Origin of the sequence: Cellvibrio fontiphilus, from assembly GCF_042646205.1 — a bacterium.
Classification (GTDB): domain Bacteria; phylum Pseudomonadota; class Gammaproteobacteria; order Pseudomonadales; family Cellvibrionaceae; genus Cellvibrio; species Cellvibrio fontiphilus_A.
This window is the reverse complement of record NZ_JBHRTF010000004.1, coordinates 449,441-462,385: the sequence shown is the minus strand read 5'-3', so window position 1 is coordinate 462,385 and position 12,945 is coordinate 449,441. Positions and strand designations below refer to the sequence as shown.

At 53.1% G+C, this 12,945-nt stretch carries 13 protein-coding genes and 1 tRNA gene; 10 read left to right on the top strand and 4 right to left on the bottom strand.

Translation table 11 applies throughout. The features are described from left to right. Position 1 precedes the first annotated feature (1 nt). Genes prmC through hemA form a run of 3 tightly spaced genes read right to left on the bottom strand, consistent with a single transcriptional unit; the run spans position 2 to position 3,266 of the window. Positions 2-859: a peptide chain release factor N(5)-glutamine methyltransferase gene (gene prmC / locus ACFODX_RS10675; RefSeq protein WP_378118895.1), complete on the bottom strand. Its 858-nt coding sequence runs from the start codon at positions 857-859 to the stop codon at positions 2-4. Next, a complete protein-coding gene (gene prfA, locus ACFODX_RS10670) occupies positions 859-1,941 on the bottom strand; it encodes a peptide chain release factor 1 (RefSeq protein ID WP_378118893.1) in 1,083 nt (360 codons plus the stop codon). The genes prmC and prfA overlap by 1 nt, the downstream gene beginning before the upstream one ends. Beyond that, positions 1,941-3,266 (bottom strand): glutamyl-tRNA reductase, encoded by a 1,326-nt coding sequence (hemA, locus tag ACFODX_RS10665; RefSeq protein WP_378118891.1) that lies wholly within the window; start codon positions 3,264-3,266, stop codon positions 1,941-1,943. Before hemA ends, prfA begins: the two co-directional genes overlap by 1 nt. Positions 3,267-3,418: 152 nt before the next feature. On the opposite strand from hemA, the gene ACFODX_RS10660 reads away from it, so the two are divergent. The 10 genes from ACFODX_RS10660 to ACFODX_RS10615 all read left to right on the top strand — a co-directional run bounded on the left by ACFODX_RS10660 (position 3,419) and on the right by ACFODX_RS10615 (position 12,695). Then, complete coding sequence (locus ACFODX_RS10660) at positions 3,419-3,955, top strand: hypothetical protein (RefSeq protein ID WP_378118889.1); 537 nt, start codon at positions 3,419-3,421, stop codon at positions 3,953-3,955. 148 nt (positions 3,956-4,103) lie between these two features. Beyond that, positions 4,104-5,843 carry a tetratricopeptide repeat protein gene (locus ACFODX_RS10655; protein WP_378118887.1) on the top strand — a complete coding sequence of 580 codons (1,740 nt, stop codon included), beginning with the start codon at positions 4,104-4,106 and terminating at the stop codon, positions 5,841-5,843. After that, on the top strand, positions 5,843-6,457 hold the full coding sequence (gene lolB / locus ACFODX_RS10650; protein ID WP_378118885.1) for a lipoprotein insertase outer membrane protein LolB: 615 nt from the start codon (positions 5,843-5,845) through the stop codon (positions 6,455-6,457). Before ACFODX_RS10655 ends, lolB begins: the two co-directional genes overlap by 1 nt. A gap of 28 nt (positions 6,458-6,485) precedes the next feature. Then, positions 6,486-7,331: a 4-(cytidine 5'-diphospho)-2-C-methyl-D-erythritol kinase gene (gene ispE, locus ACFODX_RS10645; RefSeq protein WP_378118883.1), complete on the top strand. Its 846-nt coding sequence runs from the start codon at positions 6,486-6,488 to the stop codon at positions 7,329-7,331. A gap of 11 nt (positions 7,332-7,342) precedes the next feature. Further along, a tRNA-Gln gene (locus ACFODX_RS10640) sits at positions 7,343-7,417 on the top strand. Between the two features lie 182 nt (positions 7,418-7,599). Continuing rightward, positions 7,600-8,529, top strand: a complete 930-nt coding sequence (locus tag ACFODX_RS10635) for a ribose-phosphate pyrophosphokinase (RefSeq protein ID WP_324258643.1) — start codon at positions 7,600-7,602, stop codon at positions 8,527-8,529. Between the two features lie 117 nt (positions 8,530-8,646). After that, complete coding sequence (locus ACFODX_RS10630; protein ID WP_378118881.1) at positions 8,647-9,255, top strand: 50S ribosomal protein L25/general stress protein Ctc; 609 nt, start codon at positions 8,647-8,649, stop codon at positions 9,253-9,255. A 140-nt stretch (positions 9,256-9,395) separates the two neighbouring features. After that, on the top strand, positions 9,396-10,034 hold the full coding sequence (pth, locus tag ACFODX_RS10625; RefSeq protein ID WP_378118879.1) for an aminoacyl-tRNA hydrolase: 639 nt from the start codon (positions 9,396-9,398) through the stop codon (positions 10,032-10,034). A gap of 147 nt (positions 10,035-10,181) precedes the next feature. Continuing rightward, a complete protein-coding gene (gene ychF, locus ACFODX_RS10620) occupies positions 10,182-11,273 on the top strand; it encodes a redox-regulated ATPase YchF (RefSeq protein WP_378118877.1) in 1,092 nt (363 codons plus the stop codon). A 246-nt stretch (positions 11,274-11,519) separates the two neighbouring features. After that, complete coding sequence (locus ACFODX_RS10615; RefSeq protein WP_378118875.1) at positions 11,520-12,695, top strand: NnrS family protein; 1,176 nt, start codon at positions 11,520-11,522, stop codon at positions 12,693-12,695. A 22-nt stretch (positions 12,696-12,717) separates the two neighbouring features. Here the strand turns inward: ACFODX_RS10615 and ACFODX_RS10610 are convergent, their stop codons facing one another. Next, entirely contained in the window at positions 12,718-12,945 is a 228-nt protein-coding gene (locus tag ACFODX_RS10610; protein WP_378118873.1) for a 4Fe-4S binding protein, read from the bottom strand.

Genomic DNA, 12,945 nt, shown 5'->3' with positions numbered 1-12,945 from the left:
ATTACTCCTGACCTTTTCTGCCCAGCGTGATGCGCTCATTACCACCCAGATCTAGCCGGGTTTCCACCTGCACAAAACCTCGTTTGAAAAATAAGTTGCGCACCGCCTGCGCCTGATCAAAACCATGCTCAAGCAACAGCCACGCGCGCTCGTGTAAATAACCCCAGCTTTGCTGAAGAATCAATTCGATATCCGCAAGACCACTATTCTCTGCCACCAGCGCCGAGCGTGGTTCAAACCGCACATCACCTTGTTCAAGGTGCGGATCTTGCGGATCTATGTAGGGCGGATTACTAACAATTACGTCAAACTTTTGCTGCGGAATCTGCGCAAACCAGTTGCTTTGCGCAATGGTCACATGTTTGAAGCCAAGCTGCTCACAATTGTGTTGGGCGAGCGCAACGGCATCTGCCGAAAAATCTACCCCCAATAAATTCCAGTGTGGTTTTTCGCTTGCAATGGCCAACACAATCGCACCGGTTCCTGTACCCAAGTCCAGACACTGACGTAATTGCTGTGGTGAATCCTGCGCAAATAATTCCAGCAATGTCTCGACTAATAATTCAGTATCCGGGCGCGGAATCAGGGTGGAATTATTTACCGCGAGCGGCAGCGACCAAAATTCGCGCTGACCGATAATGTGGGCTATTGGCTCGCCGGATTTACGGCGATTGAACAGCTGCAAAAAAATCTCCGTCTGTTCTGCCGATAATTGTTTATCTGGCCAGGTAAACAGATAGGTGCGATTTTTTTGCAGCAGATGACAGAGGATCAGTTCGATATCAAGACGCGCGGAATCGCTTATCGACTCCAGCTCGCCTGCAAGTTGCAAACATTGTGCAACACTAATATCGCGCATTAATCCGCAATCGCCGCCAACTGATCAGCTTGGTATTCATTGGCAAGAGGGCCAACAATCGGGTTGAGATCACCCTGCATAATCGCATCCAGCGAATAGAGTGTAAGGTTGATGCGATGGTCAGTAACTCGCCCCTGCGGATAATTGTACGTGCGGATACGCTCGGAGCGGTCGCCGGAACCCACCAGATTGCGGCGCTCATCGGAGAGCGATTTATGCGCGGCATCTTCCTGCATGGTTTTTAATTTGGTGGCGAGCAAACTCATCGCACGCGCGCGGTTTTTATGTTGCGAGCGCTCGTCCTGACATTCAATGACCAAACCAGTGGGAATGTGCACAATACGAATCGCCGAATCGGTTTTGTTAACGTGCTGACCACCGGCACCCGAGGCGCGGAAGGTATCGATGCGCAAATCGGCTTTGTTGATATTGATCTCTTCCATTTCGTCCGCTTCCGGCATAACAGCAACGGTGCAAGCAGAAGTATGGATACGCCCTTGGGATTCGGTTTCCGGTACACGCTGTACGCGGTGAGCGCCCGACTCAAATTTTAGTTTTGAATACACGCCCTGCCCGCTGACCAGCGTAATAATTTCTTTGTAGCCGCCGTGCTCACCTTCGTTCTGGCTAAGCACTTCTACACGCCAGCCCTGGGTTTCAGCATAGCGCGAATACATACGAAATAAATCGCCGGAGAAAATCGCTGCTTCATCGCCGCCGGTGCCGGCGCGAATTTCCAGGTAGCAGTTTTTCTCATCGTTAGGATCTTTGGGCAACAAGAGTTTTTGCAACTCCAATTGCATCGGCTCAAGTTGTGCCTCGCAGTCTTTTAACTCTTCCTCTGCCATTTCTTTCATATCGGCATCACCATCCACCAACAGGTGTTTGGCCTCTTCGATATTGGCGAGCAACTGCAAATAATTTTTATAACCCTGCACTACCGGTTCAAGTTCCGCATACTCTTTGGAAAGCTCGCGAAACTTATTTTGGTTGTTGATGACATCAGCTTCCGACAAAAGCGCGCTCACTTCTTCATAGCGCTCTTTAAGTCGATCCAGTTTTTCTAAAATAGACGCTTTCATTATGACTCACTTGCGGCGCTGCTATTGGTTGCAGCAGGGTTAACAGATTCTTTATCGCTACCGGCAGATTCAGCGCCCAGCGACAACTCAAACAATTCATGCGCCACTTGCAACACATGATGGCGCGAGCTGGCGCTGGCTTCTTTTAACACGGTGGTGGGCGAATGAATTAATTTATTGGTGAGGTTGCGCGCAAACTGATGCAGCACTTGCTCCGCATTGGCGCCCGCCTGCAAACTGCGCAGCGCCTTTTGCAATTCCAAATCGCGTAATTGCTCCGCTTTTTGGCGATAAGCTTTTACCGTTTCCACGGCATTGAGTGCGCGCTGGTGACGCAAAAATAATTCCACGCCCTCGTTGATAATTTCTTCAGCTTGATCGGCGGCCGCCACGCGGGATTTTTTGTTTTCATCAATCACCGCATGCAAATCATCTACGGTGTAAAGATAAACATCATCCAACTCACCCACCTGCTCCTCAATATCGCGCGGCACGGCAATATCGAGCATAAACATGGGTTTGTGTTTGCGTTTTTTCAGTGCCGATTCCACCGCACCTTTACCCAGTAGCGGCAATTGGCTGGCGGTGGACGAAATCACAATATCAGCGCGATGCAAATACTCGGGAATATCGGCGAGCAAAATCGCCTCTCCATGAAACTCCCGCGCCAGACGCTGGGCGCGATCAAGGGTGCGGTTGGCAACAATAATGTGCTTGATGCCCTGCTCTGCAAGGTGACGCGCCACCAGTTCGATAGTTTCGCCTGCGCCTATCAACAGGGCGGTATCCTGTTTTAAATTGGAAAAAATCTGCTGCGCCAGGCTCACCGCCGCATAGGCGACAGACACCGGATTTTCACCAATCGCCGTTTCCGTGCGCACCCGCTTGGCAATATTAAAGACCTGCTGGAAGGTGGCATGCAGTTCAGCACCTAATGTGCCCGCCTCTTTGGCAACGGCAAATGCCGATTTCATTTGGCCCAAAATTTGCGGCTCACCCAGCACCAGGGAATCAAGGCCGCCTGCCACTTTCATCATATGGCGAACCGCTTCCTGATCCGCGTAACAGTAATAGCTGTTGGCGAGGTCAGATGCATCTATCGCCGTGTGATTAACCAGCCACTGCCGGATTGCGCTGGCGTCTGACTCGCTGGTGGCGTAAATTTCAGTGCGATTGCAAGTGGATAATATGGCCACTTCACTTAAGCCCGCCTGCGCGCAGGCCTCCTGCATCGCCGACTGCAGGTTTTCCGGCGCAAAGGCCACCCGCTCGCGCAGGGCAAGAGGTGCAGTCGTGTGGTTGATACCAAAGGCTAACAGGGTCATTGGGGGCGCTAGTAGTAATTTAGGGCGGTATTGTCGGGTTCGCCGCTTGGCGTGACAAGAGGCAAGCCGATAATCCCTGCATAAACACCAGCTAATTTGGAGCCGCCACGCCCCATTTATCTCATTATCGAAATGCACCTTGAGGATTTGTTATGCGCCAGAACCCCTGCCCCATCATCATCGATATTGAAGCCTCGGGTTTTGGCAGCAACAGCTATCCCATAGAAATAGGCGCAATAAAGCCCAATGGCGACCGCTACTGCGCACTGATCAAACCGCTCGACGACTGGCAGCATTGGTCCACCGATGCGGAAGCTGTACACGGCATTAGCCGTATCGCCCTGTGCAACCGCGGCAAACCGGCTAGCGTGGTATGCACCGAACTCAATGCTTTTTTAGGTGAGGTGACGGCTTATAGCGATGCCTGGACACACGATAGCGCCTGGTTGAACCGGCTGTTTTTTGCGGCGCGTACCCAGATGCGATTTCATTTGAGCCCCATAGAGATGATCGCCAGCGAAGCCCAGCTATTACTGTGGGATGCCACCAAAAAACAACTCGCCAATGAGCATGCATCGCGCCGCCACCGCGCAAGCCTGGATGCCTACTTGATCCAACAGACCTATTTGCGCACACGCACCATTCTGCAGGCGCAACCCCATCTCGCCCAGCGCCGCGGGCTACTTTAGATCAATAGCTCCGGTTACCTAACCCCAACTCGCCCGGAGCCGGCATTAACGATTAATGACAACTGTCCCCTTTTTATAAGCTAGTCGCCCGTTTATCATGGCAAGCCGCGCCGCCGTTTGCGCTTTCCATTCCTGTTACTGGTCGAGCATGATCAAACACCGCCCCCTGATATTGTCGAGCATCACCCTTTACTGGGTGCTCAGCGGCTGCAGCCTACAAGCCAGCCGTAGCGCAGCGGCAGTGGAGCAAGCACCGGAATCAGCGCCGACGGCCACCGAGGTCAGGGTGCAAATCCCCGCCCGCCCATTTCCGACAGAAACCCTTTATTCACTGCTTGCCGCCGAAATTGCCGGCAGCCGCGCCCAGTATGATCTGGCGCTGGGTAACTATGTACAGCAGGCACGGGAAACCCGCGACCCACAAGTCGCCGAGCGCGCCACGCTCATCGCGCGCTACCTAAACGATTACAACACCGCGTTGGAAATGGCCAAACTCTGGACCAATGCCGCGCCACACAATCAAGATGCCCTGGCTAACGCTTCGCTCGCACACTTGCAACTTGGGCAATTGCGGGAGGCCTTTCATTATTCGGTGCTACTGCAAGACGAAGGTGGCGAACCGCTGTTTCAAAACATTGCGGCCAGTGCCGCCAGTATCGATGAAGCCGCCCGCAGCTTACTGCTGGAAGATTTCTCCCGGCAGCTAGCGCGCCACCCGGAAGATGAACAACTATTGGTAGGCAAGGGCATACTGCTGCAACAAAGTGGCGATTACCCCTCCGCCATGGAGCAGGTGCGCAAAACGCTCACCTTGCATCCCCGCAGCATTCCTGCCGCGATACTAGAAGCGAACCTGCTACATCAACTCAAACGCGACAATGAGGCCATTGCCAAAATGGCCAGCCTGCTGGAGTTCTATCCGGAAAACACCAGCCTGAGGCAGCAATATGCGCGCATCTTGACCCATCACGATCTAGCGCTGGCCCAGGAACAATTTGCCATTTTGAGCCAGCAGCAACCCGCCAATGGCGACATACTGCTATCACTCGGCATTATTTCCCTGGAACGTCAGGATCTGGAAACCGCACGCACCAGTTTTGAGCAATTATTGGATCGCGACCAGCACACCGCCACTGCCAATTATTATCTGGGGCGCATGGCGGAGGCCCGCAACGACATGCAAGAGGCGATTATTCATTACTTGCAAGTAAATAATGGCAATGACTTCCTGTCTGCCACCTTGCAGCTACTGGACATCTTTGTGCGCCAGGAGGATTTCCTCAGCGCCGAGCAACACATGAATCGAGTACGCTTGCGCTTCCCTGACCAGAGCGAAGCACTTTATGTGCTGCACAGCCAAACACTAGTCAGACACAATCATGTACTGCAAGCCGAACAAGTTCTGAACGAAGGGCTCAGCCACTTCCCGGTTAGCACCCGCCTGTTATTCGCACGCGCCATGCTTAACCATGAGCGCCAACGCCTGACAGCAACCGAACGCGACTTAAGGCAAATACTGAAGCTGGACAAAGACAATGTCGCCGCGCTCAACTCCCTGGGCTACATATTGGCAGACCGCACCCAAAGGTTTGACGAAGCCTATGAGTTGCTCGAAAAAGCGCTGCGCTTGAAGCCCGATGATGCCGCCATTATTGACTCCATGGGCTGGCTACACTACCGCACCGGCAAATACCCCGATGCCCTTCACTACCTGCGCCAAGCCTATGAAACTGCCCCCAATGCTGAAATCGGTGCTCATTTGGGAGAGGTGCTCTGGGCCATTGGCGATCAAGAGGAAGCCCGGCGCATTTGGCGCGAAGCCTTACAACGCGAACCCGGCAACAAAACCATCCACGAAACCATCACTCGCCTTAAGGCCGATCTATAATGCTGAGCCGCTGCTTGCTGCCATTGCTTCTCTTGCTGTTGATTTCAGGCTGCGCTCATCGCAGCACACTTACACCGCCACCCGACCTGCTTGCGCATCAACAACAACTACAAGCCATTAGCCAATGGGAGCTAAACGGCAAGCTAGGCATTCGCACCAGCGACGACAGCGGCAGCGCCTCGCTCAAATGGGCGCAGCAAGCTAGCGATTATCAAATTAATCTCAGCGGCCCACTCGGACAAAAACGCATGATTATCACCGGCACACCACATAAAGTGCGCCTGGAACAGTCGGGTAGCGAACCACTCGAGGCAAGAAGCGCCGAGGCGCTCATCAGAAAAGCTGCGGGCTGGACACTCCCTGTAGCCCAGCTCACCTACTGGGTGCGCGGCGTACCGGCGCCCAAACAACGAATCACCCACCTGCAACAGAATGCGGCAGGGCTGCTGGCACAGCTCGAACAAGGTGGCTGGTCAATAGCCTACAGCCAATACAAAAACTACCCGCTAGGGAATCAAACCTTCGCCCTGCCCGGCAAAATCACCGCCGAACACAAAGATGTACGCCTGGTGCTGGTGGTGCGCGACTGGAAAATGGCCCAACAGAATAAGTAGTACAACAAGCCGCCACTGGAATCGATAAATGAGCAGCCTGACCCTGTTATCCCCGGCCAAACTGAATCTGTTTTTACATATCACCGGCCGTCGTGCCGATGGTTACCACAATCTGCAAACCTTATTTCAGTTGCTCGACTACGGCGATGAAATGACTTTCTGTACACGTCACGATGGCCAAATCAGCCTCACCCCAGAACTACCTGGCGTAGATTTTGAGCACAATTTGATTATCAAAGCAGTGCGCAAACTTGAACCCTACAAAAAACCAGATGACGGGGTAGATATCCAACTTCTCAAACGCTTGCCTATGGGCGGCGGTATTGGTGGCGGCAGCAGCAATGCAGCAACCACATTAGTGGCACTTAACCATTTGTGGGGTTGCGGGCTAAGCAAAAACCAATTGCAATCCCTTGGCTTGCAATTGGGAGCAGATGTACCCGTATTTATTAATGCCCAAACCGCTTGGGCAGAAGGGGTGGGCGAGGCGCTGGAACCTATCAAAACGCAACCAAAATGGTTTTTGGTTGCACAACCTGATTGCCATGTATCCACTGCAGAAATTTTTTCACATAAAGATTTGACAAGAGATTCGCCCGCCATTAAAGTGGCGGCCTTCCTTGAGCGGGGCGGTAAAAATGACTGCGAAGCGCTAGTGAGAAGGCTCTATCCAGCAGTTGATAAAGCACTCATTTTGCTACAGAAATTTGATCGCAACGCGAGAATGACGGGAACCGGAGCCTGCGTTTTTGCAAGTTTCGAATCGGCAGAACAAGCACAGCAAGTGCAGGCAAATTTGCCAAAAGATCTGCCCAGCTTTATAGCGCAAGGTGTTAACCAGTCGCCGTTATACAAGCTGCTACCGTCAGACTGATCAAGCACAACAGGGGCGTCGCCAAGTGGTAAGGCAGCGGGTTTTGATCCCGCCATTCGTAGGTTCGAGTCCTTCCGCCCCTGCCATCTATTTCTCAGTATGAACAATCAATTTCCCATCTCGTTTACTCTTTTCCAGCTGCTTTATCAGCAGGCTTTTCCTAGGGTAAAAAAACCTGCTTTGCAGAAACAGGTTTCCAAGAGTTTCAAATTCAGGCTTCCAGCATCACCCCAGCAATCACCAAAAGGTATCTGACGTGACTGACTTAATGGTCTTTACCGGCAACGCAAACCCTGATCTCGCCAAAAAAATTGTCGACCATCTGGGCATGCCCCTGGGCAACGTATCTGTTTCTCAATTCTCTGATGGTGAAATTGCGGTAGAACTGCACGATAACGTGCGCGGTCGCGATGTGTTTGTGGTGCAACCAACCTGCGCCCCCACCAATGACAACCTGATGGAACTGATTGTGATGGTGGATGCGCTGCGTCGCGCCTCCGCCGGTCGCATCACGGCGGTAGTCCCTTATTTTGGTTACGCCCGTCAGGATCGCCGCGTGCGCTCAGCCCGCGTACCCATTACCGCTAAAGTGGTAGCAGACATGATGGTAGGCGTGGGCGTTGACCGCGTACTCACCGTTGACCTGCACGCCGAGCAAATCCAGGGCTTTTTTGATGTTCCGGTAGATAACGTCTACGGCTCACCCGTGCTGCTGGAAGATATAGAACAGCAAAAATTTGAAGACTTGATTGTGGTATCACCCGATATTGGCGGCGTAGTGCGCGCCCGCGCAGTGGCCAAACAATTGGGCATAGACCTGTCGATTATCGACAAGCGCCGTCCGCGCGCCAACGTTGCCGAAGTGATGCACATTATTGGCGAAGTAGAAGGCCGCACCTGTCTGTTGGTGGATGACATTATCGACACCGCCGGCACCTTGTGCAGCGCCGCCAAAGCCCTGAAAGCCCAAGGCGCCAAGAAGGTTATCGCCTACTGTACCCACCCGGTGCTGTCTGGCAAGGCAATCGATAACATCAACAACTCCGAATTGGATCAGTTGGTAGTGACCGACTCAATTCCACTGAGCGAGGCTGCCAAAAACTGCCCGCGTATTCGCAGTTTGACCTTGTCAAAAATGCTCGCTGAAGCGGTGCGTCGCTTGAGCAATGAAGAATCCCTGAGCGCCATGTTCCGCTAACCTGTCAAGGCTAGCCACTGGCAATCCGGTAAACCGCCACACAACATGCTGCTGTGTGGTCACTGAAACCCGGTAGATTCTGGTCGCGGATCTACACGGAAAATTGAGGACGATAAAATGTCTGAAGACTTTAAATTAGATGCAACTGCCCGTAACGACTTGGGGAAAGGTGCGAGCCGCCGCCTGCGTCGTTTGGCTGCTCAAGTTCCCGCTGTTATTTACGGTGGCAACGTAGCACCTGTTAGCGTTTCTGTTTCTGCCAACGAGCTGATGAAGCACTTGGAACACGAAGCTTTCTACTCTCACATCATCAGCCTGAACGTTGATGGCACTGCACAAGATGTGATTTTGAAAGACGTTCAACGTCACCCATCCAAGCCAGTTGTGCTGCACCTGGACTTCCTGCGCATTGACAAGTCAACCAAGGTACACACTCACGTACCTCTGCACTTCATCAATGAAGCGTCTTCTAAAGGCGTGAAAATCCAGGGCGGTAAAGTGGTTCACAACCTGACTCAATTGGACGTTGTGTGCTTCCCGCACCAATTGCCAGAGTTCATTGAAGTGGACTTGGCCAACGTTGAAGTGGGCACCATCCTGCACATTTCTGACCTGAAATTGCCAAGCGGTGTTGTTTCTACCGATTTGCAAAAAGGCGCAGACCACGATTTGGCCGTTGTTACTATCCAGAAGCCAAAAGGCGGTGCAGAAGGCGAAGAAGCTTAATCGCTTTTTTCTCCCTGCTAAAAAGGCTGGATCTGCGGATCCGGCCTTTTTTTTGCCCGCCGTTAGGGCGACAATGCGCGCCGCGAGCGCTGTAGCGCCGATTAATGTTTACTCATCAGCGACGGCTGCAGAGGTTCACTATGAGCAACCAAATTCAATTAATTGTCGGCCTCGGCAACCCCGGCAGCGAATACGACCGTACCCGCCACAACGCGGGGCAGGATTTTGTGATCGAGCTGGCGCACAAACTGGGCACCAGCCTGAGCACCGACAGCAAATATTTTGGTTTAACCGCGAAGGTGAATTACCAGGGGCGCGATTTGCGCTTGCTAGTGCCCACCACCTATATGAACCGCAGCGGGCAAGCGGTGGGTGCGCTGGCGAACTTTTTCAAGATTGAACCCGCGGCAATTCTCGTCGCTCACGATGAGCTGGATTTAGCCCCCGGCGTCGCTCGGTTCAAACAGGGCGGCGGTCACGGCGGTCACAATGGCCTGCGCGATATCATCGCCGCGCTCGGCAACAACCAGAATTTTCCGCGCCTGCGCCTGGGCATTGGCCACCCCGGTGTGGCCGCGCAAGTGGCCAACTTTGTGTTGAAGCGCGCGCCTGCCGCCGAACAGGAATTGATTGATGAGGCAATCAACCGGGCGATTAACTGCCTGCCTGACGCCATCAAAGGTGACTGGAACACGGCGATGAAAGCCCTGCACACCGATGCCAAAAAGGCGGAAGCTAAAAAAGCTCCCGCCCCCAAACCCGCCGCGGAAAATACCTAAGCTGTTTATCGCAGGCGGCAAGCCCGGATAAGGCGGCGCAAGCCTATATATGGCAAGCGCAAGCCTATATAATCGCGCACTTTTCACGCAGTACTCTTTTACGCAGCACTTTGCTACTTCTTCTCGAATTGACTTTGGATACACACCATGGGTTTTAACTGCGGCATCGTCGGCCTGCCCAACGTCGGCAAATCTACTCTGTTTAACGCTCTGACCAACGCTGGCATCAGCGCGGAAAACTTCCCCTTCTGCACCATCGAGCCTAACGCCGGTATCGTGGTGGTGCCGGATCCGCGTTTGGACACCCTGGCCGAGATAGTCAAACCTGAGCGCATCGTGCCTACCACCATGGAATTTGTGGACATTGCCGGTTTGGTTGCCGGTGCCTCCAAGGGTGAAGGTTTGGGCAACAAATTCCTCGCGAATATCCGCGAAACCGATGCCATCGCCCACGTAGTGCGCTGCTTTGACGACGATAACGTGATTCACGTGGCCAACGGTGTAGATCCGGCAGCGGATATTGAAGTGATCAACACCGAACTGGCGCTGGCCGATTTGGAAGCGGTGGACAAAGCCATCAACCGTTATGCCAAATCCGCCAAGGGCGGCGACAAACACGCCATCGCCATTAAGACCCTGCTGGAGAAAGTCCAGCCACATCTGGATCAAGCCAAGCCCTTGCGCTCCTTTGGTTTGGACAAAGACGAAGTGGCGATGCTGAAAGAGATCAACCTGCTGACCCTCAAACCCACCATGTACATTGCCAACGTGGCGGAAGACGGTTTTGAAAATAACCCGCACTTGGATGTAGTACGCAAAATCGCTGCGGAAGAAAACTCCATTGTGGTGCCGATTTGCAACAAGCTGGAAGCCGACATCGCCGAACTGGAAGGCGCTGACAAAAAAGAGTTTCTGGATGAAATGGGCATGGACGAACCGGGCTTGAACCGCGTGATCCGCGCTGGCTACCAGTTGCTGGGCTTGCACACCTACTTCACCGCCGGCGTCAAAGAAGTGCGCGCCTGGACTATTCCGATTGGCGCCACCGCACCACAGGCCGCCGGTGTAATCCACACCGATTTTGAAAAAGGTTTTATCCGCGCTGAAACCATCGCCTATGACGACTTTGTGCAATACAAAGGCGAACAAGGTGCTAAAACTGCCGGTAAATCCCGCAAAGAAGGCAAAGAGTACGTAGTAAAAGACGGCGACGTACTGCACTTTTTGTTTAACGTGTAATTATTTATTTAACATCTAATTATTTATTTAACATCCAAGCAAGCACAGCGTAGGCAGCGCCACACATCGCCCGCACTTGTGTTTTTAGGCTCTACAAAAGCCGGATATTTTTTGGATATCCGGCTTTTTTATTGAACATAACCGCTGCTATACCTGTCGCAATTGATAGATATCAAGGAGTTCGCCCAAAGTCTGGTTTCCAATGGACCTGGACACTATCGAGCAAAACTGTTTACGGCGCTATCTATGTCAACTCCGATTCTCGCTTACCCCTTTCGCCCCTTCTTCTTGCTAACCGGTATTTACGGCGCCATCACTATCCTGGCTTGGATGGCTTTTTTACTGGGAGGACTCCCCCTGCCACTGGGCTGGTCGCCACTACATTGGCATAGCCATGAAATGCTGTTTGGTTTGGGCAGTGCCGCTATTGCGGGCTTTATTCTGACCGCTATATGCAATTGGACTGGAGCCGCGCCCCTGCGCAACAGGGGTTTGCTAATGCTGCTGTTGTTATGGCTGATTGGGCGTATTGCCTTTTGGACTGCCAGTTATTGGCCTGCCATAGTGGTTGCAGGTTTGGACATGGCTTTTCTATTTGCGCTCACGGTGTACGTCACGCGGGTGCTCCTGTTTCATGGCAACAAACGCAACTTGCCGCTGGCGCTTATTCTGGTCTTACTCACACTCGCTAATGCCCTCATGCACTACGGCTTTGTGGATGGTCAAATACAATGGTTGCAATGGGGCGAACAGCTGGCACTGGGGCTAGTCACCTTGATGATGGTGATGATAGGTGGGCGAATTATTCCGCTATTTACCGGCAATTGGCTGCGCAACCGGGGTGCAACAGGGCTCCTGCCCCGTTCATACCCGGCACTCGACGCTGCCGCACTCCTGAGCACATTGCTGGTAATACTGGTTGATTTGTTTGGGCCTACACACGAACCAGGATTACTGGGGGCAATCGCTCTGGTCGCAGCCCTTGTCAACGCTCTGCGCCTGCTAGGCTGGGTGGGTTGGCGCACCGCACCTGAACCCCTGCTGTGGATACTCCATTTGGGTTATGGCTGGATTGTGCTTGGCCTGCTGCTGAAAGGGCTTGCCGCGTTTGCGTGGGTTGCCCCCAGCGCTTGGTTACATGCCTTGGGTGCTGGTGCCATGGGAACCTTGATTCTGGGTGTAATGAGCCGAGTCGCCCTTGGTCATACCGGCAGGCCCTTGTCATTGCCACGCTGGGGTCTGCTGATTTATATCGCGATCAGCCTCGCGGCAGTTGCCCGCGTCTTGGCAGCGTTGGATTGGTTGGATTATCAAATGGGATTGGTCATCTCCGCCTCGGGCTGGACCATCGCATTCGGCGTTTTTACCTGGATTTATTGGCCGATCCTGACAAGCCCACGAGTCGATGGCCGGCCCGGTTAAGCGGGCCGTGTTAACACACTGACTAATCAGAACGTTTTATTACCGAACCCAGCGGGCAAACCGCAATGCAGGTTTCGCGCTCGTAAAAACCCTCGCACAAAATGCATTGTTCAGTATCAATTTGATAATGCACAGCGCCCATACTGATGGCCTCGCTCGGGCACTCAGGTACACACATGTCGCAATTGATACAGCTGTCATCAATCCAGACGCGGTAAGCCTGCAGGGCGCTAGTGGTGGAGCCAGTCAT